Annotated in this window: 28 protein-coding genes and 1 tRNA gene; 9 read left to right on the forward strand and 20 right to left on the reverse strand. The window is 32.0% G+C overall.

The window, feature by feature from the left end; all coding sequences use genetic code 11:
- Window positions 1-7: 7 nt before the first annotated feature.
- From nuoL to nuoE, 9 genes are all read right to left on the reverse strand, one after another.
- The gene (gene nuoL, locus C4S75_RS02480) at window positions 8-1,900 is read right to left on the reverse strand and encodes an NADH-quinone oxidoreductase subunit L (RefSeq protein ID WP_105296748.1); all 1,893 of its coding nucleotides are present in this window, start codon (window positions 1,898-1,900) and stop codon (window positions 8-10) included.
- 3 nt (window positions 1,901-1,903) lie between these two features.
- A complete protein-coding gene (gene nuoK, locus C4S75_RS02485; protein ID WP_105296749.1) occupies window positions 1,904-2,227 on the reverse strand; it encodes an NADH-quinone oxidoreductase subunit NuoK in 324 nt (107 codons plus the stop codon).
- Between the two features lie 32 nt (window positions 2,228-2,259).
- A complete protein-coding gene (locus C4S75_RS02490; protein ID WP_105296750.1) occupies window positions 2,260-2,754 on the reverse strand; it encodes an NADH-quinone oxidoreductase subunit J in 495 nt (164 codons plus the stop codon).
- Window positions 2,755-2,759: 5 nt separating this feature from the next.
- The gene (locus C4S75_RS02495) at window positions 2,760-3,257 is read right to left on the reverse strand and encodes an NADH-quinone oxidoreductase subunit I (protein ID WP_105296887.1); all 498 of its coding nucleotides are present in this window, start codon (window positions 3,255-3,257) and stop codon (window positions 2,760-2,762) included.
- Window positions 3,258-3,336: 79 nt separating this feature from the next.
- Complete coding sequence (gene nuoH, locus C4S75_RS02500) at window positions 3,337-4,386, reverse strand: NADH-quinone oxidoreductase subunit NuoH (RefSeq protein ID WP_185116730.1); 1,050 nt, start codon at window positions 4,384-4,386, stop codon at window positions 3,337-3,339.
- 12 nt (window positions 4,387-4,398) lie between these two features.
- The gene (locus C4S75_RS02505; protein WP_105296752.1) at window positions 4,399-5,391 is read right to left on the reverse strand and encodes a 2Fe-2S iron-sulfur cluster-binding protein; all 993 of its coding nucleotides are present in this window, start codon (window positions 5,389-5,391) and stop codon (window positions 4,399-4,401) included.
- A gap of 24 nt (window positions 5,392-5,415) precedes the next feature.
- A complete protein-coding gene (locus tag C4S75_RS02510; RefSeq protein ID WP_105296753.1) occupies window positions 5,416-6,246 on the reverse strand; it encodes a hypothetical protein in 831 nt (276 codons plus the stop codon).
- Complete coding sequence (gene nuoF / locus C4S75_RS02515) at window positions 6,233-7,564, reverse strand: NADH-quinone oxidoreductase subunit NuoF (protein WP_105296754.1); 1,332 nt, start codon at window positions 7,562-7,564, stop codon at window positions 6,233-6,235. The genes C4S75_RS02510 and nuoF overlap by 14 nt, the downstream gene beginning before the upstream one ends.
- Before the next feature lie 31 nt (window positions 7,565-7,595).
- The gene (nuoE, locus tag C4S75_RS02520; protein WP_105296755.1) at window positions 7,596-8,126 is read right to left on the reverse strand and encodes an NADH-quinone oxidoreductase subunit NuoE; all 531 of its coding nucleotides are present in this window, start codon (window positions 8,124-8,126) and stop codon (window positions 7,596-7,598) included.
- Between the two features lie 409 nt (window positions 8,127-8,535).
- On the opposite strand from nuoE, the gene C4S75_RS02525 reads away from it, so the two are divergent.
- Window positions 8,536-8,617 (forward strand) — tRNA-Leu (locus tag C4S75_RS02525).
- A 239-nt stretch (window positions 8,618-8,856) separates the two neighbouring features.
- On the opposite strand, the gene C4S75_RS10010 is transcribed toward C4S75_RS02525, so the two are convergent.
- The 3 genes from C4S75_RS10010 to C4S75_RS02535 all read right to left on the reverse strand — a co-directional run bounded on the left by C4S75_RS10010 (window position 8,857) and on the right by C4S75_RS02535 (window position 10,919).
- Window positions 8,857-9,087, reverse strand: a complete 231-nt coding sequence (locus C4S75_RS10010) for a hypothetical protein (protein ID WP_146105548.1) — start codon at window positions 9,085-9,087, stop codon at window positions 8,857-8,859.
- Window positions 9,088-9,165: 78 nt separating this feature from the next.
- A complete protein-coding gene (locus C4S75_RS02530) occupies window positions 9,166-10,059 on the reverse strand; it encodes a type II CAAX prenyl endopeptidase Rce1 family protein (protein ID WP_105296756.1) in 894 nt (297 codons plus the stop codon).
- A gap of 530 nt (window positions 10,060-10,589) precedes the next feature.
- Entirely contained in the window at window positions 10,590-10,919 is a 330-nt protein-coding gene (locus tag C4S75_RS02535; RefSeq protein ID WP_105296757.1) for a multidrug efflux SMR transporter, read from the reverse strand.
- Between the two features lie 322 nt (window positions 10,920-11,241).
- Between C4S75_RS02535 and thrA the strand changes: the two genes are divergently transcribed.
- The 6 genes from thrA (at window position 11,242) to C4S75_RS02565 (ending at window position 18,701) form a co-directional block, all read left to right on the forward strand.
- Window positions 11,242-13,689 carry a bifunctional aspartate kinase/homoserine dehydrogenase I gene (thrA, locus tag C4S75_RS02540; protein WP_105296758.1) on the forward strand — a complete coding sequence of 816 codons (2,448 nt, stop codon included), beginning with the start codon at window positions 11,242-11,244 and terminating at the stop codon, window positions 13,687-13,689.
- 261 nt (window positions 13,690-13,950) lie between these two features.
- Window positions 13,951-14,892: a homoserine kinase gene (locus C4S75_RS02545; RefSeq protein WP_105296759.1), complete on the forward strand. Its 942-nt coding sequence runs from the start codon at window positions 13,951-13,953 to the stop codon at window positions 14,890-14,892.
- Window positions 14,893-14,916: 24 nt separating this feature from the next.
- A complete protein-coding gene (thrC, locus tag C4S75_RS02550) occupies window positions 14,917-16,212 on the forward strand; it encodes a threonine synthase (protein ID WP_105296760.1) in 1,296 nt (431 codons plus the stop codon).
- Between the two features lie 249 nt (window positions 16,213-16,461).
- Window positions 16,462-17,169, forward strand: a complete 708-nt coding sequence (gene pyrH, locus C4S75_RS02555; RefSeq protein ID WP_105296761.1) for a UMP kinase — start codon at window positions 16,462-16,464, stop codon at window positions 17,167-17,169.
- 43 nt (window positions 17,170-17,212) lie between these two features.
- Window positions 17,213-17,767 carry a ribosome recycling factor gene (gene frr / locus C4S75_RS02560; protein WP_105296762.1) on the forward strand — a complete coding sequence of 185 codons (555 nt, stop codon included), beginning with the start codon at window positions 17,213-17,215 and terminating at the stop codon, window positions 17,765-17,767.
- A 79-nt stretch (window positions 17,768-17,846) separates the two neighbouring features.
- The gene (locus C4S75_RS02565) at window positions 17,847-18,701 is read left to right on the forward strand and encodes a prephenate dehydrogenase (protein WP_105296763.1); all 855 of its coding nucleotides are present in this window, start codon (window positions 17,847-17,849) and stop codon (window positions 18,699-18,701) included.
- A gap of 158 nt (window positions 18,702-18,859) precedes the next feature.
- On the opposite strand, the gene C4S75_RS02570 is transcribed toward C4S75_RS02565, so the two are convergent.
- The 6 genes from C4S75_RS02570 to C4S75_RS02595 all read right to left on the reverse strand — a co-directional run bounded on the left by C4S75_RS02570 (window position 18,860) and on the right by C4S75_RS02595 (window position 22,578).
- Window positions 18,860-19,369 (reverse strand): DUF2480 family protein, encoded by a 510-nt coding sequence (locus C4S75_RS02570; protein ID WP_370431226.1) that lies wholly within the window; start codon window positions 19,367-19,369, stop codon window positions 18,860-18,862.
- 21 nt (window positions 19,370-19,390) lie between these two features.
- Window positions 19,391-20,071, reverse strand: a complete 681-nt coding sequence (gene trmD / locus C4S75_RS02575; protein ID WP_105296765.1) for a tRNA (guanosine(37)-N1)-methyltransferase TrmD — start codon at window positions 20,069-20,071, stop codon at window positions 19,391-19,393.
- A gap of 274 nt (window positions 20,072-20,345) precedes the next feature.
- Entirely contained in the window at window positions 20,346-20,873 is a 528-nt protein-coding gene (locus C4S75_RS02580; RefSeq protein WP_221404042.1) for a YfiT family bacillithiol transferase, read from the reverse strand.
- A 10-nt stretch (window positions 20,874-20,883) separates the two neighbouring features.
- Entirely contained in the window at window positions 20,884-21,285 is a 402-nt protein-coding gene (locus C4S75_RS02585; RefSeq protein WP_105296766.1) for a hypothetical protein, read from the reverse strand.
- 115 nt (window positions 21,286-21,400) lie between these two features.
- Window positions 21,401-22,096 carry an NUDIX hydrolase gene (locus tag C4S75_RS02590; RefSeq protein ID WP_105296767.1) on the reverse strand — a complete coding sequence of 232 codons (696 nt, stop codon included), beginning with the start codon at window positions 22,094-22,096 and terminating at the stop codon, window positions 21,401-21,403.
- 5 nt (window positions 22,097-22,101) lie between these two features.
- Window positions 22,102-22,578 (reverse strand): Lrp/AsnC family transcriptional regulator, encoded by a 477-nt coding sequence (locus C4S75_RS02595; protein ID WP_105296768.1) that lies wholly within the window; start codon window positions 22,576-22,578, stop codon window positions 22,102-22,104.
- A gap of 228 nt (window positions 22,579-22,806) precedes the next feature.
- On the opposite strand from C4S75_RS02595, the gene C4S75_RS02600 reads away from it, so the two are divergent.
- Both C4S75_RS02600 and C4S75_RS02605 read left to right on the forward strand, forming a co-directional pair.
- Window positions 22,807-23,712 (forward strand): ion transporter, encoded by a 906-nt coding sequence (locus C4S75_RS02600; protein WP_255410566.1) that lies wholly within the window; start codon window positions 22,807-22,809, stop codon window positions 23,710-23,712.
- Between the two features lie 21 nt (window positions 23,713-23,733).
- On the forward strand, window positions 23,734-24,165 hold the full coding sequence (locus C4S75_RS02605) for a nucleoside deaminase (RefSeq protein WP_105296769.1): 432 nt from the start codon (window positions 23,734-23,736) through the stop codon (window positions 24,163-24,165).
- Between the two features lie 12 nt (window positions 24,166-24,177).
- Here the strand turns inward: C4S75_RS02605 and C4S75_RS02610 are convergent, their stop codons facing one another.
- The gene (locus C4S75_RS02610) at window positions 24,178-25,242 is read right to left on the reverse strand and encodes an inorganic phosphate transporter (RefSeq protein WP_105296770.1); all 1,065 of its coding nucleotides are present in this window, start codon (window positions 25,240-25,242) and stop codon (window positions 24,178-24,180) included.
- 9 nt (window positions 25,243-25,251) lie between these two features.
- Entirely contained in the window at window positions 25,252-25,893 is a 642-nt protein-coding gene (locus C4S75_RS02615; protein WP_105296771.1) for a DUF47 domain-containing protein, read from the reverse strand.
- Window positions 25,894-25,899: the final 6 nt, after the last annotated feature.

Here is a 25,899-nt window from a genome sequence, read left to right on the forward strand (position 1 = left end):
ATTTTAATTAATGACTTAAAAATTCTGCAACTAATAGTAATATGAATATTCCCAAGGACATTGCAAATACATAAAATTCTACATTTCCATTTTGTATTAGTCTAAGGACACTTCCGCATCCCTTAACTGTTTTTGCTGTTCCTTCTACAATTCCGTTTACTATATATTTATCAACTATATTTTTCAGAAATTTTCCTAAGTTTAAAACCGGATTTACAATGACTTCATTATAAAATTCATTGATATAAGCAGCATGTGCTGAAAATTTTTCCCATCCGGTCATATTTTCTACAATAGTTGCCTGTACTTTTCGGGTAACATATTTGTTGTAGGTAACAAGGGCTACCATAACTATTACAGCTAAAGTTATTCCTAGTAACATCATTTCAGTACCTAAAGAAGGTTCTTGATGTATAGGTAAACCTACATAAATAGGATGCAACCAATGCGCCAATTTTTGAGAAATTCCTTCTCCTAAATAATGAGGTAAGTTTATTCCTCCGCCTACAACGGTTAATAAAGCTAAAACCAATAAAGGAATGGTCATTATAGCCGGACTTTCATGCAAATGTTTCTTTTGCTCCTCGGTACCTTTGAAATCTCCAAAGAATGTAAGGAATAGTAAGCGAAACATATATATACAGGTTAAAGCTGCTGAGAATAAGGTAAGTCCCCAAATAATTTTGTTTTTAGTCCAAAGTGCTACTAAAATTTCGTCTTTAGAGAACATCCCTGCTAAAGGTGGTATTCCGCAAATAGCTAATGTTCCAATTAGGAATGTCCAATAGGTTACCGGGATTTTTTTTCTTAATCCCCCCATGTATCTCATATCTTGTTCTCCACTCATCGCATGAATAACACTACCCGCACCTAAAAATAATAAAGCTTTAAAGAATGCGTGAGTGATTACATGGAATAAAGCAGTAGTGTAAGCTTCTGCTCCTAAAGCGGTAAACATAAGTCCCAATTGTGAAACTGTTGAATAAGCCAACACTTTCTTTATATCGTTCTGTCTTAATCCGATGAATGCTGCGAGTATAGAAGTAGCTAAACCAATATACATAATAAAGTCCAGAGTAATCGGCACTAAACTATAAATGGCATTGGATCTGATAATCATATAAATACCTGCTGTTACCATGGTAGCGGCGTGAATTAATGCAGAAACCGGTGTAGGCCCTGCCATTGCATCAGGTAACCATGTATAAAGTGGTATTTGAGCAGATTTACCCATAGCTCCTATGAATAGAAATACAGTAGCTGTAATTAATATAGGGTCATTTAATTTAAATAAATGGGCTTTAGCTGCTATGTCGGAGTATTCTACACTTCCAAAGTAATAAAATAACATGAATATTCCTATTAAGAGCCCTAAGTCTCCTATTCTATTCATTACAAATGCTTTTCTGGCAGCATATCCATATTCTTTATTGGTATACCAGAAGCCAATAAGTAAATAGGAACAAAATCCTACTCCTTCCCATCCTATAAATAGTATTAAGAAATTACTTCCCATTACTAACAAGAGCATGGAAAATATAAAGAGATTTAAATAAGAAAAGAATTTATAAAAGCCTTTATCTTCATGCATATATCCAATGGAATACAGATGAATTAAAGATCCGATTCCTGTAACAATCATCATCATCACTAAGGATAATTGATCTATTTGAAAGGAAAAGTTAACTTTTAAAGCGTCAACTGCAAACCAATTAAACAGGGATGCTTTAACGGGTTCTGTAAACGTGCAAAATAAATATACGGATAGAAAAAAAGGTATCCAAACAGCAAGATTAGCAATTGTTCCTACTGCCGTTTTAGGCATTTTACTTCCAAAAATTCCACAAATAATAAATCCTATAAGTGGTAAAATTGGTATTAAATATATTATATTCTCCATTTCTTATCCTTTTAATCTATTAAATAAGCTAACATCTACAGATCGTGTATTTCTATACATCATGGTTATGATGGCTAATCCTACTGCAACTTCGGCTGCTGCCACAACCATAATAAAAAATACTAATATTTGACCGTCTGCATCTCCTTTGTAGGCAGAAAATGCTGCCAACAATAGATTCACTGAATTCAACATCAGCTCCACACATCCTAAAATTATGATTGCATTTCTTCTTACTAATACTCCTGTTACTCCTATACAAAATAGTAATGCGGATAAGTATATAAAATAATCTACCGGTATACTTTGTAATAAACTGTTAACCATTTCTTTTTTGTTTCAAGAAAATAAATATTTTTTTATAAATCTCTTTTTCCTATCATAACTGCACCAACTAATGCACCTAAAAATAGAATCCCAGCTAATTCGAAGGGTAATACGTATTGACTAAATAATAAGTGTCCTAAATTTTTAGTTAATCCAATTTGACTGTCGGGATTAGTAGGAAAATCTATTTGTTGATATCCTCTTAATGCTCCAATAAATCCAATGAATACTAATCCTCCGCATATGGTTGCCAAAATTCGAAAAGCACTTCCTTTTAATGGCTCGTCTTTTTCTTTCAAATTCAACATCATGAGCACATAGAGGAATAATACCATAATGGCTCCGGAGTAAACTATAATTTGAACTACACTTAAAAATTGAGCATTTAACATTATATATAAACCTGATATGGAAAAAAAGGTTATGATCAATGAAATGATGCTGTACATAGGGTTTTTACTGAATACAACAAATAATGCGCTCACAATTGCACTAGCAGATATTAAATAAAACAAAATTGCTTCCATATTCTTTATTTTTCTACCGTATATTTTTTTATTTGCCTTTGTGAAACGTCTATTCTATTGTCCATGCTTTCTACAAGCTTATCTTTCTTGTATATAAATTCTTTGCGTAAATGTTCCGGCATTACTAAACGGTCAGTAAGAAATATGGCTTCTTTAGGGCATGCTTCTTCACACATTCCGCAAAATATGCATCGTAACATGTTTATTTCATAGTTTTCAGCATATTTTTCCTCTCTATATAAGTGTTCTTCTCCTCTCTTTCTTTCAGCGGCAACCATTGTAATGGCTTCAGCCGGACAGGCTAATGCACATAATCCACAAGCTGTACAACGCTCTCTTCCTTCATCGTCTCTTTTGAGTACATGTCTGCCTCTGTATACAGGACTAAACTCTCTTTTCTTTTCTGGATATGAAGTGGTAACCGGTTTTTTGAAAAAATGACTAAAAGTGATTTTCATTCCTCCTAATACTGCAGGAAGATATATCTTTTCTTTTAAGGTCATTTCTTTATTTGAAATTATCTTAGATTTATTGGTAAGCCTCTGCATAAATTTAATTTCTTTCTTTACTTTTTTCTTTATTTTAGCCAAATACTACTATAGTAGCAGTTATTAATAAATTGAGAATGGACAAAGGTATCATGACTCTCCAACCTAAACGCATTAATTGGTCGTATCTGAATCTAGGTAATGTCCATCTTACCCACATAAAACAGAATATACAAAAGACTATTTTTATTAAAAATGCTACTATACTTATAATTCCTATTGCATTTTCTCCGACTGTTCCGTTTTTGGCCAATTCATTCATAAACGGAAAGCTGTAACCTCCAAAAAATAGAGTGCTTATTAAAGCTGAACTAATAAACATGTTTATATATTCAGCAAAAAGGAATGTACCGAATTTCATGGATCCGTATTCTGTATGATAACCTCCGATCAGCTCGGATTCACACTCTGCCAAATCAAAAGGGGCTCTGTTTAGTTCTGCAAACGAACAGGTAACGAACAATACGAATGCTAAGGGTTGATAAAATACATTCCAAGCCATACCATTTAAAAATGATAATCCGTATAAGTTGGAAGCTTGTTGTTCTACCATGGCTCTTAAATCCAGTGTTCCTGTCATCATAATGATGGAAAGAAGGGATAATCCCATAGCCAACTCGTAAGAGATCATTTGTGAAGAAGCTCTTATAGCCCCTAACAATGAATATTTATTATTGGAAGCCCAACCTCCCAGCATGATTCCGTATACTCCGATGGATACAATACCCATTATATACAGAACTCCTACATCAATGTTTGCTACTTGAACTAAATGAGATTCTCCTGCTATAAATAAAGATTTTCCCCAAGGAATCACTGCTCCTGTGCTTAATGCTATTAGCATTAAAATTCCCGGTGATATGATAAACAACCATTTTTCTGCATTTTTTGGAACAAAATCTTCTTTGAAAAAAAGTTTTCCTCCGTCGCATAAAGGTTGCATTAAACCAAATATCCCTGCTCTATTGGGTCCTATTCTATCTTGTAAAAAGGCTGCTACTTTTCGCTCCATTAAGGTTTCATAAGCTGCAGCTCCTAAACACAACGCAAATAAAATAACTACCAATACTACTGTAAACCACATATTATATATATATTATTCTAATGTTTTAGCTTTAAATTTTTCGATTTTATAATGCGGATCATTTTTAGGTAATGGTAATTCGTAATGATTTACCGAAATTACAGAATGATCGCTGATATGGGCAGGACCTTCTATATTCCAATAATTCAGGTCTTTTCTTTCAAATCGACAATCATTGCATATAAATTCTTCTACTTCATTGTATGAATCTTTTCGCGCTGTTACCCGTATAATGGTATCTCCTTTCATCCATAATACCGCTTTGCCGCTGCATTTTTCACAAGTACAAGTTGCATTTACCGGTTCTGTAAACCAAACTCTACTTTTAAATCGAGCGGTTCTATCTGTTAAAGCTCCCACCGGACAAACATCGATCATGTTTCCTGAAAAATCATTTTCAATAGCTTTGCTTATGTATGTACTTATTTCCGCATGATCCCCTCTGAATAGTATCCCTTGATTTCTTTGGTCGGTAAGTTGATTGGCAACTAATACACATCTTGCACAAAGAATACATCGGTTCATGTTTAATTTTATGTACGGTCCTAAATCATCGGATTGAAAAGTTCTTCTTGGGAATTCAGAACGGGTTTTGTCCAACCCATGCTCATAAGCCAAATCTTGAAGTTTACATTCTCCTGCCTGGTCGCATATAGGACAATCTAAAGGATGGTTAATTAATAAAAATTCTGTAACTCCTTGTACGGCTTGTATTACTCTTTCAGAAGTAATAACTTTTACTTCCATACCATCCATTACATTGGTACGACAAGCCGGTACTAACTTAGGCATAGGACGTGGATCTTTTTCTGATCCTTTAGTCACTTCCACCAAACAAGTGCGGCAACGTCCCCCACTTCCTTCCAATTTACTATAATAGCACATAGTAGGCGGAACAGAGGCTCCTCCTATTTGTCGTGCTGCTTCTACAATTGGTATCCCTGGATTTACTTCTACAGTAATTCCATCTATTGTTACTTTTATTTTATTTGGTTCTTCGTTCATTAGATTTTAATATATCTTGGTGCATTAAAAATGCCAACTGAATCCGAATGTGTAATTCCATTGGAGATACAAAATATTTTGAGAAGCTTTATCTGAACTACTAGATGTTGTTCTAATATCCGGCATGGATATAACTCCTTCTTTTAATTCCGTTCTAAGGAAAAAAAGATCCCAGAACAGCAATTCTGCCCCTACTTTTGCATCTAACCCCCATCCTGCTAAATGAAATTTATCATGTCTTTCATTATTCATTATAGTTGCATTGGTTTTTGGGATTAGCAATCCTAAACCTCCTCCTGCTATACTATTAAATTTAAAAAAGCCGGAGCTTATGAAATTGTGATAATATTCTATTTCTGCATTCAAGTAATTTAGACCGTCAGTATGTTCTAAATGTAAAAAATCATCAGTTAAATAAATGTATTCTCCGTCAATGATTGCCTCCTCATATCCGGGAGTGTTAATTGTTCCTGTAGATTTAACCCATTGCCCCGGTCTAACTACATATTTCATATGATCCATACCTAAAGAAACCGCCCAGTTATCCTTGAAGAAATAACCAATTCTATAATTTACTTGAGGTATTGTTACTCTGGTTGGGTCTAAAAAATCGTGAAAATTCCAGCCAATCGGCTTATCATCGCCTTTTACTCCATGTAGGGTAAAATTATAATCATTACCTGTGAAATGGACGGATGACCTTCCATAATAGGCTCGGTTCCAACCCCAGTAGGCGTATACTTCACCTTTTCTGTGGGCTTTTCTTTTGTTCTTTTCTTGTTCTTGGGCATCCACTGCACCAATTGTAAATATTGCTAATAAAAACAATAAATTACTTTTGTTAAATAGTTGCATATTCAGCTATACCATAATTTTTTGTTAAACATTCTGGATTATTTATATGCCATTGGAACTCATCTCTAAAATGTCTAATAGCTGCTGCAACCGGCCAGGACGCTGCATCTCCTAAAGGACATATCGTATTACCGTCTATCTTACTTTGTATATTCCATAGCAAATCGATATCGTCGTATGTTCCCCGTCCTTCTTCTATTTTTTTTAGTATTCTGTACATCCACCCCGTCCCTTCGCGACAAGGTGTACATTGTCCACAACTTTCATGATTATAAAAACGTGCCAGAGTCATCGTATGTCTTACTATACACTGGTCTTCATCTAAAACTATAAATCCGCCTGAACCTAAGGCTGTTCCTGTAATAAACCCTCCATCTGCCATACTTTCGTAATTCATCAAGCGGGTTTCGCCGTTAGCTGTTTTTAGCAATAATTTAGCAGGTAAAATAGGAACTGATGATCCACCCGGTATACAGGCTTTCAATTTTTTACCTTTAGGTATTCCTCCGCAATATTCTTCACTGAAAATAAATTCTTCTATACTTAAATTAAAGTCAACTTCATATACTCCCGGTTTATTCAGGTTTCCACAAGCGGAAATTAATTTAGTCCCCGTAGATCTTCCTACTCCCATTTTAGCATATTCTGCTCCGGTTATGGAAATAATAGCCGGTACAGTTGCAATGGTTTCTACGTTATTAACCACGGTAGGGCATTGGTATAACCCTTTAACGGCCGGAAAAGGTGGTTTCAATCTAGGGTTACCTCGTTTTCCTTCTAAAGATTCCAACAAAGCTGTTTCTTCTCCGCATACATAAGCTCCTGCACCGCGTTGAACATAAATTTCCAGATCATATCCTGTATTTTTTATATTCTTCCCTAAAAAACCATTGGCTTTTGCTTCTTGTATTGCGTGTTCTAATATCTCGGGAATCCAAGAATATTCTCCTCGTATATATATATAGGAAACGTTGGCTCCTAAACAAAAAGATGAAATAAGTATACCTTCTATTAATTGATGAGGTATATATTCCATTAAATATCGGTCTTTAAAAGTTCCCGGCTCTGATTCATCAGCATTTACCACTAAATAGCGCGGCACTCCTTCCGGCTTAGCCAAAAAGCTCCATTTCAACCCCGTAGGAAACCCGGCACCTCCACGACCTCTAAGTCCGCTGGTCTTAACTTCTTCTAAAATTTCATCAGGAGTCATTTTAAGGGCTTTTTCCGCTGCAGTGTAGCCTCCATGCTTTCTAAAAACTTCAAAAGCTTTTATTCCTTCTACATCAATATTTTTAAGCAATAATTTTTTACTCATTATATTATAATATATGCTTCTAACTTATTGTTTAATCAATTGCAATATTTCCCGCCCTGCAAAGGTCAATGATTTCGTCTACTTTTTCTTTTGTCAGATGTTCATGATAAAATTTACCAATTTGCATCATAGGGGCATACCCGCAAGCGCCTAAGCATTCTGCCGGTTTTAGAGTAAACATACCATCTGCGGTTGTTTCTCCTTCTTTTATCTGCAATTTTTCTTTAATATGTTCTATGATTTGATCGCTTCCATTTAACATGCATGGACCGGTTCTACATACTTCCAACACATATTTTCCGACAGGCTGCATATTAAACATTGTATAAAAAGTAGCTACTTCATATACTTCTATTGGTGAAATATTTAATAAAGAAGCCACATAATCCATAACAGGGACATCTAGCCATCCTCCAAATTCTTTTTGAGCCAAATGCAATACAGGAATTAAAGCAGATTTTTGCTTACCTTCCGGATATCTTGCAATTATTTCATGTACTTTATTTAAGGATTCGCTGCTAAAAACTATCTCTTTATCAGGGCTTACACCGTTTTTAGTCATTTTTATTTTAATGTTAGGTTGCAAATATACAATAATGAATTTTACTTGAAAAGTTTAAGTAACTGTTTTTAATCTATATTTAACAATCTGGAATCATTATAAATAACAGAAAATAACTGTTTTATAGAGATTAAACCGTTTATAAGAACCTTTGCTTACCTTATTTCTGGTTAAATTTACTTTTTATACACTCCTTTTTCTTATAAGATTTGTTTTACAACGCATTATCTTTCTCTATTGAAATTTATTCTCATTCATTATTAGTATATTTAAATGAATAGTCCTTAATAAAATAGTTTGATTTTTAAAATATATTGAATCAATGTATTAATCAAAATCTCAAAAAATAATTAAAATATTATTTCCCGTTTTATAAAATAAATGTATATTTGCAGTCCAAAACCAGTAAGCGGATGTGGTGGAACTGGTAGACACGCTAGACTTAGGATCTAGTGCCGTGAGGCGTGGGGGTTCGATTCCCTTCATCCGTACAAAAATTAAAAGCAATTAACTGAATAAAGGTTAGTTGCTTTTTTATTTTATAGAATTTTCAAAACTATTGCACGATTATATTAACACTAAGAATGATTTCTAATACCATCTTTGTAAACATATTCAAAATATTTTAACGTCTCTTTATAAGAATATTCGCTTATGGATGTAAAAAGATCATATTTAGAGGCTGTTTATTTATTTCCTAAATAATTGTAAATTGTTCGTTCATGTTCAATTAAACATGATTTTTAAATAGCTTCAACCTATTTAGCATGATTCGATTCTTATCATTTGAAAATATGCCTAAACTAACTCCGACAGATATTTCAATAGAAGTACAACTTGTAATCATTCTTGACAGGTATTTTAATAAAGTATAAATACTGTTTTGAGAAAATTTATTTATAAACTGTTCCTCAACAATGATCTTATAAAGCTCTAGGGATGCTAAAAAGATAGCTTCCATAATTTTTTTTTTCAACAATTTACTGGATTTTCATTTATTTTTTTAAAAAAATTTAAAAGAGATATTCTTATTATAAATTTATGAAATAAAATTTAATGGTTCATTTGTTTTTTTACTTAAATTATAATCAATTAAAAATACTGTTAATACTGAAAAAAACATTAATAATCCAACAGGGCCAAATAAATCATTATAATCAATCTGTATAAAAGCTAACGTTTGTTCAACAGCATTAATTCCTCCGTGTAAAGCGCCAATGACAAATAGGCTTTGTGTTCTTTTTAAGGCAAAAGAAAAGTAGAATGATATAGCAATACATAATATAACCGACATAAGAATCCCCCAATAAGGGTGATTAGAATAATTATGTCCAGATATTATTATGGGTATGTGCCATACTCCCCAAATGATCCCGATTATTATATTTTTTTTAAAAAAAGAAAAATTTAAATTTTTCTCTAAAAAGCCTCTCCAACCAATTTCCTCCCCCAAAGCAATGAAACCATTTATAGATATTGAGGACATTAAACTTGCGATGAACATTATTGGAACCAATAGGAATAATAAATAGTCTATTTTTAATATAGATGGTATTTTTTGTAAAATTTCTGGACTTAGTTGTCGATAACTTGTAATTAGTTTTCCAAAGGGTTCAATTTCTAATACATTCCCAAATAAATACCCATAAAACATCACTAAAACCGGAAGTAACAAATTGGTTATCAGCAGATATTTAAAAGTTTGTTTCCAGTTAATATTTTTAAAATTTAATTGAAATTTTTCTGATGTTACCAAAAATTTCCTTTTTTCTACTTTAAATGCTACTAAAGCAGGAGTAATCATTAATAACAATGTGAATAGTAACTGAATGGGATTAACAGTATTTTGTGACTTCGGAATATTCCAGATAATTACCCCTATTATACCTGATATAAGATAACATATACTTATAAATGCAAGAATTTTCTTCATTTATAACAGGTTTTAATTTTCATATAAATATACTAATTTTCCTAATTTATAATACTTCTCTGATATTAAACCAAAATTTCCTATGTGAAATATAACCTGTATTAATAAAATAAATAGGTTTATTTCGTTCTTATAAATTAAGCGAAGTTTTATTGCTCCTGTTTCTTTTTTAGATTTGCTTCAATAGAGAAAATTAATATTAGCCTTAAATTTTGTAATTTAATATTACGCTAATATAAAGGCAAAAATATATACAATATTTACACGATTATATTGTATTTAATTAGATTATTTTACACCTATTTATATTTATACATTTTATATAAATATATTTAATAATAATCAAATATATAATTAATTATAGGGTTCAACTCCCTTCATATGCATCAAAATAAAAAGCAATTAACTAATTGAAAGTTAATTGCTTTTTTTGTTTTATAAAATTTAGCAGATTAAATCGATTGTAATTATGCATAAAAATTTTAAATAAATTCTTTTGTAAATTATAATAAACAATTAATTAATTGCTTTTAGTGATTTGATACAAATTTAAGACCTACTATGGAGCTAACCAGTGTAATAATAAAAAATATTCTCCAAAAAGTTGCCGGTTCTTTAAAAACAAATATTCCTAACAATACTGTACCCACTGCTCCTACACCGGTCCAAACTGCATAAGCTGTACCTAACGGAAGGGTTTGAGAAGCTTTAATCAACAACAACATGCTTGAAAGCATACAAATTAAAAAACTGATATACCAATAGTATACGACATTTCCTTGAGAATTTTTTGCTTGTCCTAAACTAAAGGTAAATCCGACTTCAAATAAACCGCCGATAATTAACAATATCCAATTCATATTATTCTCTAATAAGCCTTTTTTTTAACACAAAAATAAATAAAAACTTATTTTTTATTTAGTATGGTTTATATCTTATATATATTATGCGTTTATTTATAATTAACAATCTCTAGCTGTATGCAACTGTTAAATCATAAATGATTTTTTATCAAACATTGCATAAAATAACTGATCTTAAATTATGCATATATTTAATTCAAAGTTTTAACAACTTATCTGAATATACTTTATTCTATAAAAATATTTAAATGCATTTTCAAGTAATATTTTTTAATCCTATAAAATTTCACTAAAATTGTAACCAATTGATAGTAATCGTATGAAAATAGTAAAATTTGGAGGATCATCTGTCGGTTCCGGTCAAAGTATACAAAATGTACTTAATATTCTAAAGAACAAATATGCTTCAGGCGAAAAATTTATAGTAGTATCATCTGCCATGAGCGGAGTTACCAATATTTTAACGGAACTGGCACAAATTGCCTCTGAAGGAAAGGATTTTAAAAAAGGTCTTATTGAAATTGAACAAAGACATTTTACGGTTATTAAAGAAATGATTACGGTTAAAAATCAAAATCCTGCATTTACCCAGATTAAGATTTTTATAAACGAGATAGAAGATCTTTTGCAAGGAGTCTATAGCTTAAGGGAACTCAGCCTTCAAAGCAAAGATCTTATTTTAAGTTATGGAGAAAAATGCTCCACTTTTTTATTGAGTCAAATAGCCAAACAATATTTTTCAGAAAGTATTTATGTAGATACTTCAAACCTTATAAAAACAGACAGCAATTTTGGAAATGCCCGAGTACATACTCCCGTTACTGAACATTTATTGCAAGAATTTTACAAAGAGCATTCACATCAAATCCTGTTTTTTACAGGTTTTATTGCCTCCAATGAAAACAATCGAATTACAACATTAGGAAGAGGAGGCAGTGATTATACGGCGGCCATAATAGCTGCTGCTTTAGATGCTGAAGAAATTGAGCTTTGGTCTGATGTAGACGGTATGCTAACCGCAGATCCTCGTGTCGTAAAGAAGGCTTTTTCATTATCTGAACTTTCCTATACGGAAGCTATGGAATTATCTTATTTTGGAGCGAAAGTTATCTTTCCTCCTGCCATGATTCCGGCTTTTCGAAAAAAAATACCTATTGTATTGAAAAACACCTTTAATCCTTCTTTTAAAGGCACAAGGATTGAAGAACATACTCATAAAAATGCATACCCGATTCGGGGTATTTCTTCCATAGATGAAATCAGCCTGATCAATATTACGGGAAGCGGAATGATTGGCAAGATTGGTTTCAGCGGCAAACTTTTTTCTTTATTAGCACGCGAACATATTAATGTAATCCTTATTACCCAATCGTCTTCAGAACACAGCATTACATTTGCCATTGAGCCTAAAGATGTTCATAAAGCAAAACAGCTTTTCAACAGTGAATTTGAGTTGGAACTGGAAACCAATAAATTAAATCCGCCAACCATTGAAGAAAATTTATGTGTATTAGCCATAGTTGGCGAAAATATGAAACAAACCCCGGGGATATCGGGCAAGCTTTTCCAGGCTTTAGGACGTAATGGAATCAACATACATGCTATTGCACAAGGTTCATCCGAATACAATATTTCGGTAATAATAAAACGTAAAAATATATCTAAAGCTCTGAATGCTGTTCATGATGCTTTTTTCACTCAACTAACCAAAACACTTCATGTATTTAGTGTAGGTACAGGAAATATCGGGGCAACCTTGTTGCGACAAATCGATGCTCAAAGTGATTTTTTACGTGAAAACAATGGTATTGAAGTAAAGATAAACGGAATAGCTAATTCCAGAAAAATGATTATTGACGAAGAAGGCATTGATCTTACACAATGGCCAGAAAGAATAAATAAGGGAGAAACCTCTAATTTGGATGAATTCATCCAAAAAATTAAGTTGTTAAATCTTTCCAACTGTATTTTTGTCGATAATACCGCAAGTCCAATAACCGGAACGTATTACAAAGAACTTTTCGAATCTAATGTTTCGGTAGTTACCTGTAATAAAATAGCTAATTCTTCTTCATATAAAGATTATAAAGATTTAAAAGATACTGCCAGAAGAAGAGGCGTCGATTTCTTTTATGAAACAAATGTTGGAGCCGGATTACCCATCATACGAACTTTAAAAGATTTAATGACCAGCGGGGACAGGATCATCAAAATTGAGGCTATTTTAAGCGGTACTATTTCTTATATATTCAACAATTTTAGAGGCAATACTTCTTTTTATGAGGTTGTTAAAAAAGCTCATGAATTAGGCTATACGGAGCCGGATCCTCGAGAGGATTTGAGCGGAAAAGATTTTATGCGTAAAATGATGATTCTCGCACGTGATGCCGGATATCAAATTGAAGAAAAAGATGTTGAGTTAGGAGCTATCCTTCCTGAAACCTGTTTCAAAGCTCCCTCGATTGATGACTTTTATGAAGAATTAAAAAAATCTGATTCTTATTTCAACGAGCTGAAAGAAAAGGCTGAATATGAAAATAAAGTCTTACGATATATCGGAAAGTTGGAAGATGGAAAGGCTTCCGTAAATTTGGAACTCGTAGACGCTTCTCATCCTTTTTACAATTTAACGGGAAGTGATAATATTATCTCATTTACAACGGAACGATATAAATTTAATCCATTGGTAATAAAAGGTCCTGGAGCAGGTGCTGAAGTTACCGCAGCGGGGGTTTTTGCTGATCTTATTAATGTTGGAGCTAATTAATATTTTATAAAATCTAGATATTTATTAGATTAGGTTGAAAACTATTTTTTTAATTTAGGTATAGACTTTATTATAAAATAAGACATATAAAATTTTTAAATAAAAAGTACAATTTAATCGCATCGGAATATTTAAGAAAAGTATTAATTCTTATAGAATTATAAACTTGACACACCTATTGTTTAAAAAAGTTAGTCTTTTGAAATCACATATAATTAGCTTACATTTGTCTCACTAAAAATTGAACGTTTTCAAATTTCGATGAAAGAAAAAGATAGTGTGCATGTATTTGCTCCGGCGACTTCAGCTAATTTTATTTGTGGATATGATATTTTAGGATTAGCGTTGAATGAGCCGGGAGATGAAGTTTTTTTAAAACGCGTGGATGAACCCGGAATAAGAATTACTAAGATTACCGGAGATCAAGGGCTTTTACCTACCCATCCGGATAAGAATACGGTGAGTGCATGTGTAAAAATGATTCTCGATTTTTTGGGTAAAAAAAATTACGGAATTGAAATTGAACTTCATAAAAAAATGCCTATCGGTAGCGGTCTGGGCTCAAGTGCTGCAAGTACAATAGCGGGTTTGTTTGCTATTAATCAACTTTTAGGAGAACCATTATCTAAAAAAGAACTGTTGCCTTTTGCCTTAAAGGGTGAAGAACTGGCATGCGGGCATGGCCATGCCGATAATGTTGCCCCTTCTTTAATGGGCGGGATAACTTTAATTAGAAGCTATCAACCATTGGAAGTTATTAACCTTCCTGTGCCTACGGAACTTTGTTGTTCCATTATTTTTCCTCATGTAGAGGTTCAGACTCGCGCAGCCAGACAAATTTTAAAGAATAAAGTTGAACTAAAAGACGCCGTTTCCCAATGGGGAAATATCGCCGGATTGATAACGGGCTTATTTTCAGAGGATTACAGCTTACTATCCAGAAGTTTACAAGACCAATTAATTGAACCTACCCGTTCCATTCTTATACCCGAATTTGAAGCCATGAGAAGAATTGCTATGGAATGCGGGTCCTTAGGTTTCGGAATTTCTGGTTCCGGACCTTCAGTAGTTGCTTTTACCAAAGGAATTGAAACAGCAAAAACAATTACTGCAAAACTTAAAGAACATCTTAAAAATCACGAAATAGAAAGCAATGGTTATTCCTCACCTATAAATACTAAAGGAGCAACTGTGCTTTCATAATTCAGCCATATAATCTACTCTATCATGAAACTATACAGCACAAATAATAAAAATCTTTCTGTTTCTTTTAAAGAAGCCGTATTTACCAGCTTTCCTTCTGATAAAGGATTGTATATGCCTTGGCAAATCCCAAAATTATCAGAAAGTTTTATTCAGAATATTACGGATTATTCTTTTCCTGAAATGGCTTTAGAAATTGCCCATTCTTTTATTGGAGAAGATATCCCTATAAAAGACTTGGAAAAAATTATAAAGGAAACGATTAGTTTTGATGCTCCATTGGTATCACTAGAAGAAAATTTGGCTGTATTGGAATTATTTCACGGTCCTTCGTTAGCATTTAAAGATTTCGGAGCTCGTTTTATGAGTCGACTTATGGCTTATTTATCCGACAAAAACGATAAAACGTTGGATATTCTGGTGGCTACATCAGGAGATACAGGAGGTGCTGTCGCTTTAGGTTTTTTAGGGGTTGAAGGTACTCGGGTAACTATTTTATACCCAAAAGGTAAAATCAGTGAAATACAAAGAAAACAATTGACTACAAACGGTCAAAACATTAGAGCCTTGGAAGTAAATGGAACTTTTGATGACTGTCAGGCTTTAGTTAAAATGGCTTTTAATGATGCTGAACTTAATTCAAAATTACGATTAACTTCTGCTAATTCCATCAATATTTCAAGGTTATTGCCGCAAACATTCTATTACCTTTATGCTTATGCTCAAGCAGTCAAAAAGTATAAGAAAGATATAGTTTTTGTAGTTCCCAGTGGAAATTTCGGTAATATTGGTGCCGGGTTACTAGCCTATAAATCAGGTCTTCCCGTAAAACATTTTGTTGCTGCAACTAATGTAAATGATACTGTTCCCGTTTATTTACAAAAAGGCACTTATGAGCCTAAACCATCCATACAAACTTTATCTAATGCCATGGATGTAGGAAATCCAAGTAATTGGGTACGAATAACCGATTTATTTAATGAAAGCTTAGATTCCTTACGTAATCTTATATCTGCTTATTCATTTACTGATTCAGAAACGATGAACGGTATTAACGAATTATATGAAAAATACAACTATATCGCTTGTCCTCATACTGCAGTTGCTTATTTAGCTGCAAAGAAGTATAATCATCCACAAGATTTCACCATATTTTTATCTACTGCTCATCCTTGTAAATTTATGGATGTATATCCTGAAAACTTAAAAAATAAAATTATTATACCTGAACAAGTAAAAAAGTTGGATCATAAAATAAGTTCGGCTACGCCTCTTGAAAATAATTTTTCCGATTTGAAAACATTTTTAATGAATTCATAAATCGTAAAATATGTTTAATTCTTAAATGGAAGTGAGAACAGCACATTAAGGGAAAAATAAAAAGCAGTTACATTTTTTAAATATTCCTTATTATATTTGCATACAGAAATTTAACATAAATGATTTTATTACTATTTATAGTACTTTCTGTAACTATTTACTTTTTTTTAACTCTTCTATTTAAGTATATAGCATTACTATCCTTTTCGAATTCATTGTCAAAAAATAATAAATATACCCTAGTTAATCATGAAATATAAAAGAATACTTTTAAAGTTAAGTGGAGAAGCTTTAATGGGAAATCAACAATATGGAATAAGCTCCGAAATTCTTCAAAGTTACTCTAAACAGATAAAAGAAATTTCTGAAATGGGAGTAGAAATAGCAATTGTTATAGGAGGCGGAAACATATTCAGAGGAGTTGCGGGAGTTGCTACCGGTATTGACAGGGTTCAAGGCGACTATATGGGAATGCTTGCCACGGTTATTAATGGAATGGCTTTACAAAGTTCTTTGGAGGCAATGGGAGTACATACCCGATTGCAAACTTCCATAAAAATGGATCAAATTGCTGAACCTTTTATTAAGCGAAGAGCTGACAGACATTTGGAAAAAGGAAGAGTTGTAATTTTTGGTGCAGGAACCGGAAACCCTTATTTTACCACTGATACAGCCGCTACATTAAAAGCTATCGAAATTAACGCTGAAGTTATCTTAAAAGGGACTCGAGTGGACGGTATTTATGATACAGACCCGGAAAAAAATAAAAATGCAGTAAAATTCAACAGTATTTCTTTTGATGAAGTTTATAAAAAAGGACTTAAAATTATGGATATGACTGCTTTTACGTTAAGTCAAGAAAATGCGCTTCCTATCATTGTATTTGATATGAACAAAGAAGGGAATTTAAGAAAAATTATTGAAGGTAAAGAAGTAGGAACTTTAGTTTCTATTTAATTAATTAATAGTTTATATTTGCAAGGCAACTTATCTGAAAATTATGGAAGAAATAAATTTAATTATAGATACGACTAAGGAAAGCATGGAATCCTCTCTAAAACATTTAGAGTCAGCTTTTAATAAAATACGAGCAGGGCGGGCTAACCCACTCATGCTTCAAAACATTTTAGTGGAATATTATGGAACTCCTACTCCTTTATCTCAAGTTGCCAATATTTCCGTTCCCGATGGAATGACTCTAAGTATACAGCCATGGGAAAAATCTACTTTGGGCGCTATTGAAAAAGCTATTTTTCAGTCCAATTTAGGCTTTACTCCAAATAATAACGGGGAAAATATTATTATTAACATTCCTCCTTTAACAGAAGAAAGAAGAAAAGACTTAGTAAAACAAGCAAAAGCAGAATGCGAAAATTCTAAGGTTGGTATTCGAAAAGCCAGACAAGAAGCAAATGCCGATATAAAAAAGATAGAGAGTGCTTCAGAAGATGAAAAGAAGAATGGTGAAGAGCAAATACAATCGTTAACTGATAAATATGTTAAAATGGCAGAAGAACATCTTTCCGTTAAGGAGAAAGAGATCATGACAGTATAAGCCGTTCTTAACATACTTTTAAAATACCTAATCGGTTTCTTTTTTTAAGAACCGATTTTTTTTATCTTTGAATCTTTATATGTCAAAAACTATAAGTGTCATCGGATTAGGTTTGATTGGAGGTTCTATAGCCCTGGATCTTAAAAAAAGCGGATTTGCTTCAAAAGTTATAGGGACCGATAAGTCTAAACTTCACGAAAAAGAAGCCTTGGAATTATCCATTGTCGATGAAATTATGCCGATGGACGAGGCAATATGTTCTTCCGAATTAACCATTCTATCCACTCCGGTCGATGTAAGCATTATACTTCTACCTCATCTATTGGATATTCTCCCTGACGGTTCGGTACTTATGGATGTGGGAAGTACTAAATCCTCTTTGATTGAAAAGGTTAAAAATCATCCAAACAGAAAATCATTCGTCCCTTCTCATCCCATGGCAGGAACGGAATATAGCGGTCCATCTGCTGCCTTTCATGGGTTATTTAAAGATCGGGCTGCTATCCTATGCAACTCCAATGAATCTCATCAAAATGCTGTTCATCTGGTTTCTCAAGTTTATTATCATTTAGGATCGCGGCTTATTCTTATGGATGCGGAATCTCATGATGAACATGTGGGGTATGTTTCACATCTTTCTCATGCTATTTCCTATGCTTTGGCCGTTTCCGTTCTTGAAAAAGAAAAAGATGATGCTGCCATATTCAATTTAGCATCCGGTGGGTTTGCTTCTACCGTTCGACTGGCTAAAAGTTCCGTTGATATGTGGCTTCCTATTTTTGAACAAAATTCCAAATATATTCTACCTATTCTTACTACTTATTTGGAAAAGTTGACTGAATTTAAATCTTATTTGGAAAATGGAGAATCTGAACATTTATATGAATTCATTAAAGAAGCTAACCGAATAAAAAATAAGTTAGAGAAAAAATAATCGATGATTTATTAGCTTCAGTTTTCTAAATTTTATTTTTTCAAAAACTTTTATTAAGTTAATAATTTCATAGCCAATTACTAGTGAATGAAACAGTTAAATAACTAAATATTACTAACAATTTTTTATTCCAGTCAGTACTTTTTTGAAATTTTAAATTATAATTTTTTCTTTTTGAAAATAGGAACAGTACTACAAGCCTCTCCAAACATTAAGGAAGAAGCTATAGGCTTAAGTTTTTGTATAAGTTGTAAATAAGCATTTTGTGGTACAGGTTTACGTGAGCAGCCTTTAATAATAATTTTTTTATCTTTATAACTATCCACCTCCATTTTATCTATGATTTCAGTAAATATGTCTCTTTCCAAATCCTCTAAAGTGCCGAATGAAATCAACTTTGCCACACCTGTTAAATAATTAGCAATTAATAGATATGACCAGGAAGGCACAATAGCATCTGAAGTACAAGTTACTGCTACATAAGCATTTTCATACATTTTCCAATCCAATTTTGAAAGATTCTCACGAAACTCTTTTTCTCTTAAAACTAAACCTTCATATAAATAGTCTTTTAAATCAAACAGTATTCTGGGTTCTTTAGGATAAAAATCTTCTAAATCTAAAGTAATGAGTCCGCTTTTTTCGACTTTATTAATTATTTCATCCATAATTTTTAATTAATAGTGGTATTAATTTTCATTTAGTAAATCGGGTCTTCTCTCTTGTGTATGTTTGTAAGACATTTCCTGTCTCCATTCATCTATCTTTGCAAAATTACCACTTAAAAGTATATCCGGAACTTTCATATTTTTATATTCTTCCGGACGGGTATATACCGGAGGTGCAAGTAAATTATCTTGAAATGAATCGTATAAGGCAGATGTCTCATCACTTAAAACCCCGGGTATCAGCCTGACTATGGCATCAACCAGTACACAAGCTCCTAATTCTCCACCGCTTAATACATAATCACCAATAGATATTTCACGGGTAATATATAAATCTCGTACCCTTTGATCTACACCTTTATAATGCCCACAAAGTATAATTATATTTTCTTTTAGTGAAAGTGTATTGCAGGTTTTCTGATTTAAAGTATCTCCATCAGGAGTCATATAGATAATTTCGTCGTATGATCTCTGGGATAATAGTTGGGAAATACATTTATCAATCGGTTCTATCATTAAAACCATTCCTGCTCCTCCTCCATATTGTGTATCATCAATCTGCCTATAATTTCCCTGTCCATATTCCCGTAAATCATGGAAATATAGTTGTACTAATCCTTTGTCTTGAGCCCTTTTCATAATTGATTCCTCTAAAGGACTTTTTAGTAATTTGGGCACAGCACTTATAATATCTATTCTCATACATTTTTTATTAGACAATGATTGAAATACAAAAGTAACGCTTAATGATTAATTATATCAACCGGCGATGTTAACTAAGTCTTTATTATTCTAATTTAGTTATTAAAAAAATTCTCAGTATTTTATGGCTTTTTTATTTATTCGAATATCTGCATAGTTTAATTTCAGCCGATTATGACCTTTAGATCATTTGGAATTTTTGTATATATAGAAAAGAATTATATATTACAATTATAATTAATTTATAGGATTACCGAATATTAGAACTATATAGCTATAAATTAATTGAATTTGTTATATGGGCTAAATGATGATTTCCATGCCATGTAATTAAACCGATTACTTGCTCTATGGTAAATACTTTATTATATCCCGGATGTGTAAATTTCTTTTTTAAATCATCCTCAGTAAGATTTTCAAATAAATAGGCTAATCTTTCATGAATTCCTTCTAAAATTTTTAAAGAGGGCTCTATGGGATAATTCAAAGAATCCGATAATTCTACCCAAGCATCTTGTTGAAAAGGTTTAATAATGGGATGGTCTTCTGTTAAAGTCAGTTTTACTCTTATAAATATATTCATATGAGTATCTGCCAAATGATGAATTACCTGTCTAATAGTCCACCCTCCCGGTCTGTAAGGCGTATCTAACTGCGTGTCTGATAGTGGAAGTACTGCTTGTTTTAATCTTTCCGGAAAAGATTTTAATTGAGTAATCCATAAAGTTATATCTTCTTTAGAGATGTTTTCAGGAATTTTAAAAGTACCAATGGGATATTTTAATTTTTCAATATTTTGCATGACGTTTAATTTAGTTAAAAAATTTCCATCGAGGTATTATGGGAACTAAAGCAAAACCTATAAATAAATATAAGCCGTTAATTGCATCAAGCTCTTCAAATCCTAACGATAAATGAAATAAAATATCTATAAATAAGGTCAGGCCAAAAAGAAAAACTCCCCATTTTTTAAAATAATATGTACCGATCGATCCGATAATCATTACTATTCCTAAAATGATATTTAGAATAAAAAACCAAGCGGGAGCACCGGGAAAATAAATTTTCATAAAGCCAAGAATACCGAGAAAGATAGGTATAAATCCCATAAAGCCCATGTAAATACATGAAAGAATAAAAGGTATTGATTTTTTTTCTTTTACTTCAAAATATTCTTTTGGGCGCTTTCCGAAAATTTCTTCATCACTACTCATATATTTTTATTTAGTAACTTAAGTAAATATACAACATTTATAATGGTATATAAAAAATACAGGAGGAATAATATTCCTCCTGTTCATCTAATTTATGAAGTATTTTTTGATAATTTTAAAATAAAAAATCGTATCCTTTTAAGCTAAGTTTCTGATATTTTTCTTCATCAAATTTATACAATTTTGCTGATTTTCTTGACGAGGAATTATCTGTTAAACCTGTTTCTAAAATCAATTGAGAATTAACAATTTTTTTTCTAAAATTCCTTTTATCCATTTCTCGATTTAATGCGGTTTCATACAACTTTTGTAATTGCGAAATGGTAAAATGTTCCGGTAATAGATAAAAACCTATGGGTCTTCTTTTAACTCTCCGTTTCAACCGTTCTTTTGCATAATCAATGATTTCATTATGATCAAATGCTAAGTCCGGGATTTTTGAGTATTCAACCCATTCTTCACCTCTTTTTTTAGTGTATTGCAATAGTTCTTCATCTAATTTTACCGTTGCGTAGTAAGCAATGTTTACTACCCTTCCTAGTGGATTTCTAAAAACTTTTGCAAAAGCTTTTAGTTGTTCAACAAATATGTGGTCTTTTTGTGTATGTAAGAATAATAATTTTTCTACATTTGAATCAATGCCCTCATGGGCTTTCACATAAACTGAGGGAAGTCGCGGAGCTCCTTGAAAAGGTCCATTTTTTGTATCATTACTTAATAAAATACGCAGCATTTCCCCATCAAACCCAAATAAAACCAAAGATACAGAAATTGCTACTTTAAAATAAATTTCTTTTTCTTCAGGAAGCATTATTTTTATTTAAACAAAGCATCCATTAATCGGTTTTGATCATTGATGCTTTCTTCTAAAGAAATCATACTTTCTGTTCTTAAAACGTCATCAATATCATCTATTTTATAAATAACATTTTTTGCATCTTCAGCATCTTTTGCGCTGATTTTACAATAAATATTGTATTTACCTGAAATTACATTAGCGGTTGTTACGTTTGGTATTGCTGCTAATTTTTCTAAAACACTTTGAGTTTTGCTTGATTTAGTTAATAAAATCCCAACATAAGCTATAAAACTATAACCTAAAATATTATAATCAATATTTAAACATGTTCCTTTTATAACTCCTACATCTTCCATCTTTTTAACTCTTACGTGTATTGTTCCAGCGGATACATCCATTTTTTTTGCAATCTCGGTAAAAGGCATTCTGGTATTAATAGATAAAAATTGTAAAATTTTCTTATCAGTTTCATCTATATAAAATTTCTCTTTCATGGTAAAAAACTTTATTGTTTGTTAATTTAATTTATCTTTATTTTACAAATATATAAAATTAATCTTCAACCTATACATGTTTTTATATAAATTCTTTAAAATATAAACAAATTCGCTACTAAATGAACAATTCAGGGTATTCATTTTAAGTATAATTAATTTTATTTTTATCTTTGTTATCATATTAATTAATAATAAGATAATTTTTTTACTATTAATAATTTAGTTGTGAAAAAAATTGTAAAAGAAATAAAATTATTTTTTATAGGTAAGACACCGGAATGTAAAAAAGGAACTGCCATTTGGAAGGCTGAACTTCACGACATTATTTTTGAGTCTGATACGGTGAAAGGTAAAATATTTGACATCATTCTTCTCTTTTTCATCACTTTAAGCACTCTAATTATTATGTTGGAAAGTGTTCCTGGTATTAGTTCAAAAATCGGATTTTGGCTTTATATACTGGATTGGTGGGTTACTATTTCTTTTACCGTAGAGTATATTTTAAGAATATCCAGTGCCAAAAAAGCAAAAAAATATTCGACCAGCTTTTATGGAATTATTGATTTATTATCTATCATCCCAACCTATTTAAGTATTTTTTTCGTTCAATCGCATTATTTAGCCATCATACGTATACTAAGGCTTTTGCGAATTTTTAGGATTTTTAAAATGGGGACTTATATCGATGAAAGTAATTCTCTTCTAATATCATTACGACGTAGTAAACGTAAAATTTTTGTATTCTTATATTTTATCATAATTACTACGTTAATCTTAGGATCTTTAATGTATGTAATTGAAGGAGGAAGAAATCGAGAAAGTTTTTCCAGTATTCCTCAATCTATGTATTGGGCCGTAGTTACTTTGACAACTGTTGGTTATGGAGACGTAGCTCCTGTAACGGTCTTAGGGAAAATTATTGCATCAGGAATTATGATTTTAGGATATTCTATTATTTCCGTTCCGGCAGGTTTGTTATCTGCTGAATATACCAGACATAAAAAAAATCAATTAAACAGTAAAAAGTGTAATTTTTGTAATACCATAAATAATGAAGCGGATGCTATATACTGTAAGCATTGCGGTCATATTTTAAATTCTCCCACTAACAATAATGATTTAAGCAGCTGATTTAAAATTTTATAATTGATCATGTTTACCGATGAATACTATATGAAGATAGCCTTACAACAAGCTAAAGAAGCTATGTATAAGGATGAAGTACCGGTGGGTGCCATTATAGTCAATAATAACAAAATTTTAGCTAAATCATATAATTTAACTGAACTGTTAGTTGATGTTACGGCTCATGCCGAGATGCAAGCTATTACCGCTGCCAGTAATTTACTGGGTGCAAAATATCTTACTAACTGTACTTTGTATGTTACCTTAGAGCCTTGTACTATGTGCGCCGGAGCTTTGTATTGGTCTCAAATAAGCAGAGTAGTTGTAGGAGCATCAGATGAAAAAAGAGGCTTTCAGTCTAAAGGCTTATCTCTTCACCCTCAAACGGAATACGTATCGGGGATTTTAAAAGATGAATGTTCTTTATTGTTAAAAAATTTTTTTTCGTCTAAAAGATAGGGCTTATTAGTATTACATAAAGAGTTTAACTATAGAATAAACAATCATTGCTAATACTGCACTTACCGGAATAGTTAGAACCCATGCCCACAATAATTTAATGGTAATTCCCCAGCGTACGGCAGATACTCTTTTAACTAATCCTACTCCAATTATTGAACCTGTTATAGTATGGGTTGTACTAACCGGAATTCCCCAATGTTCACTAAGAAATAAAGTAATTGCACCGGATATTTCTGCTGTTACCCCTTCTAAAGGAGTTACTTTCGTAATACGAGTTCCCATTGTTTTAATAATTTTCCATCCTCCTGACATAGTTCCTAAAGCAATTGCTATAAAACTGCTTATGGGTACCCACCAATAATCGGTTGTAAAATGCTGAAATCTTTCGGCTGTCGTTAGATTAACATATTCTGCAGAATGGGCAATATTCACTTCATAGAAGATAAAGGCTGCACCAATAATTCCCATTACTTTTTGAGCATCATTACCTCCATGACCGATACTAAAAGCTGCAGAAGACACTAATTGTAATTTTTTAAACCATTTATCTGCTTTGTAAGGATTGGCATTTCTACAGATATTCATGATTATTATTGTAATAATGGAAGAGACGATCATTCCAATTATCGGAGCTATGAAAATAAATAAAATGATGGGGATAACTACGGGATAATTGACTACTGTTTCTCCTGCTTTGCTGAAACCGCCAACATGAGCAACAGCTGCTCCTATAAATCCTCCTATTAATGTATGGGATGAAGAAGAAGGAATACCCGCCCACCAGGTAAATAAATTCCATATGATTGCAGCTACCAGTCCTGAAAAGATAACTTCGAGAGTAATAAAATTCTCATGAACAGACTTTGCTATCGTATTTCCTATTTTAAATTCTCCTACGATATATAAAGAAACAAAATAGGCAACAAAATTAAAAAATGCTGCCCACAATACTGCCTGGAATGGCGTTAATACTTTTGTCGATACAATCGTGGCTATTGAATTTGCCGAATCGTGAAAACCATTAATATAATCAAATATTAATGCTAATATGACGATGGTTATAAGTAGAGTCATGAAAAAAGGTTATGAATATTTAACTAAAATAGATTCTATAATATTTGCGGAATCTTCACATTTATCTGTGACATCTTCTAAATATTCTAATACATTTTTCAGTTTTATAATATCTAATACATCTCTTTTGCTTTCAAATAAATCTCCAATTTCTTTGCTAAAAAAGTCATCGGCAACATTTTCAATTCTATTAATTTCAACACATGAAGCCAATACCTCTTTGGGTTTCTTAAAGTTTCTTAAATTATAAATTGCTTTTTGCAGCTCTAATACGCAATCATGTATCAAATTTGCAAAAGTAAAATATGCCGGTATATACGGAGATTTATACAGTAATATGTATTTACAGGATGCGAACAAGATATCAGCAATATCATCAAGTGCAGAAGTTAACTGATGTATATCTTCTCGATCAAAAGGGGTAATGAAATTTTTACCTAATTCTATAAAAATATGGTGAGACAACTTATCATTAGCATGTTCATAATCTTCCATTTTTTTATAAAATGCTTCTGTTATAGTTTCTTGTGATTTCATTCCTTCTACCATATCCTTGGACATGGCAGCCAGATTATCAACAACTTGTTCGAATAAAGTATAGAAAACCTTATCTTTTGGTTGAAATAATCTAAAAAATGCACTAATACCCATAGCTTG

It is taken from the genome of Apibacter sp. wkB309 (assembly GCF_002964915.1).
Lineage (GTDB): Bacteria > Bacteroidota > Bacteroidia > Flavobacteriales > Weeksellaceae > Apibacter.

Excerpts from the sequence above, each read along its gene's own strand:
- C4S75_RS02580 (WP_221404042.1), bottom strand. The coding sequence starts at position 20,873 with ATGCAAAATATTGAAAAATTAAAATATCCCATTGGTACTTTTAAAATT.
- C4S75_RS02565 (WP_105296763.1), top strand. The coding sequence starts at position 17,847 with ATGTCAAAAACTATAAGTGTCATCGGATTAGGTTTGATTGGAGGTTCT.
- C4S75_RS02590 (WP_105296767.1), bottom strand. The coding sequence starts at position 22,096 with ATGCTTCCTGAAGAAAAAGAAATTTATTTTAAAGTAGCAATTTCTGTA.
- C4S75_RS02505 (WP_105296752.1), bottom strand. The coding sequence starts at position 5,391 with ATGAACGAAGAACCAAATAAAATAAAAGTAACAATAGATGGAATTACT.
- C4S75_RS02545 (WP_105296759.1), top strand. The coding sequence starts at position 13,951 with ATGAAAGAAAAAGATAGTGTGCATGTATTTGCTCCGGCGACTTCAGCT.
- trmD (WP_105296765.1), bottom strand. The coding sequence starts at position 20,071 with ATGAGAATAGATATTATAAGTGCTGTGCCCAAATTACTAAAAAGTCCT.
- C4S75_RS02585 (WP_105296766.1), bottom strand. The coding sequence starts at position 21,285 with ATGAGTAGTGATGAAGAAATTTTCGGAAAGCGCCCAAAAGAATATTTT.
- C4S75_RS02595 (WP_105296768.1), bottom strand. The coding sequence starts at position 22,578 with ATGAAAGAGAAATTTTATATAGATGAAACTGATAAGAAAATTTTACAA.
- nuoL (WP_105296748.1), bottom strand. The coding sequence starts at position 1,900 with ATGGAGAATATAATATATTTAATACCAATTTTACCACTTATAGGATTT.
- nuoK (WP_105296749.1), bottom strand. The coding sequence starts at position 2,227 with ATGGTTAACAGTTTATTACAAAGTATACCGGTAGATTATTTTATATAC.
- C4S75_RS02570 (WP_370431226.1), bottom strand. The coding sequence starts at position 19,369 with ATGGATGAAATAATTAATAAAGTCGAAAAAAGCGGACTCATTACTTTA.
- nuoF (WP_105296754.1), bottom strand. The coding sequence starts at position 7,564 with ATGAGTAAAAAATTATTGCTTAAAAATATTGATGTAGAAGGAATAAAA.
- C4S75_RS02510 (WP_105296753.1), bottom strand. The coding sequence starts at position 6,246 with ATGCAACTATTTAACAAAAGTAATTTATTGTTTTTATTAGCAATATTT.
- C4S75_RS02490 (WP_105296750.1), bottom strand. The coding sequence starts at position 2,754 with ATGGAAGCAATTTTGTTTTATTTAATATCTGCTAGTGCAATTGTGAGC.
- thrC (WP_105296760.1), top strand. The coding sequence starts at position 14,917 with ATGAAACTATACAGCACAAATAATAAAAATCTTTCTGTTTCTTTTAAA.
- C4S75_RS02610 (WP_105296770.1), bottom strand. The coding sequence starts at position 25,242 with ATGACTCTACTTATAACCATCGTCATATTAGCATTAATATTTGATTAT.
- C4S75_RS02615 (WP_105296771.1), bottom strand. The coding sequence starts at position 25,893 with ATGGGTATTAGTGCATTTTTTAGATTATTTCAACCAAAAGATAAGGTT.
- C4S75_RS10010 (WP_146105548.1), bottom strand. The coding sequence starts at position 9,087 with ATGGAAGCTATCTTTTTAGCATCCCTAGAGCTTTATAAGATCATTGTT.
- C4S75_RS02535 (WP_105296757.1), bottom strand. The coding sequence starts at position 10,919 with ATGAATTGGATATTGTTAATTATCGGCGGTTTATTTGAAGTCGGATTT.
- pyrH (WP_105296761.1), top strand. The coding sequence starts at position 16,462 with ATGAAATATAAAAGAATACTTTTAAAGTTAAGTGGAGAAGCTTTAATG.
- nuoE (WP_105296755.1), bottom strand. The coding sequence starts at position 8,126 with ATGACTAAAAACGGTGTAAGCCCTGATAAAGAGATAGTTTTTAGCAGC.
- C4S75_RS02495 (WP_105296887.1), bottom strand. The coding sequence starts at position 3,257 with ATGACCTTAAAAGAAAAGATATATCTTCCTGCAGTATTAGGAGGAATG.
- C4S75_RS02530 (WP_105296756.1), bottom strand. The coding sequence starts at position 10,059 with ATGAAGAAAATTCTTGCATTTATAAGTATATGTTATCTTATATCAGGT.
- nuoH (WP_185116730.1), bottom strand. The coding sequence starts at position 4,386 with ATGTGGTTTACAGTAGTATTGGTAGTTATTTTATTTGCGTTGTGTTTA.
- thrA (WP_105296758.1), top strand. The coding sequence starts at position 11,242 with ATGAAAATAGTAAAATTTGGAGGATCATCTGTCGGTTCCGGTCAAAGT.
- frr (WP_105296762.1), top strand. The coding sequence starts at position 17,213 with ATGGAAGAAATAAATTTAATTATAGATACGACTAAGGAAAGCATGGAA.
- C4S75_RS02605 (WP_105296769.1), top strand. The coding sequence starts at position 23,734 with ATGTTTACCGATGAATACTATATGAAGATAGCCTTACAACAAGCTAAA.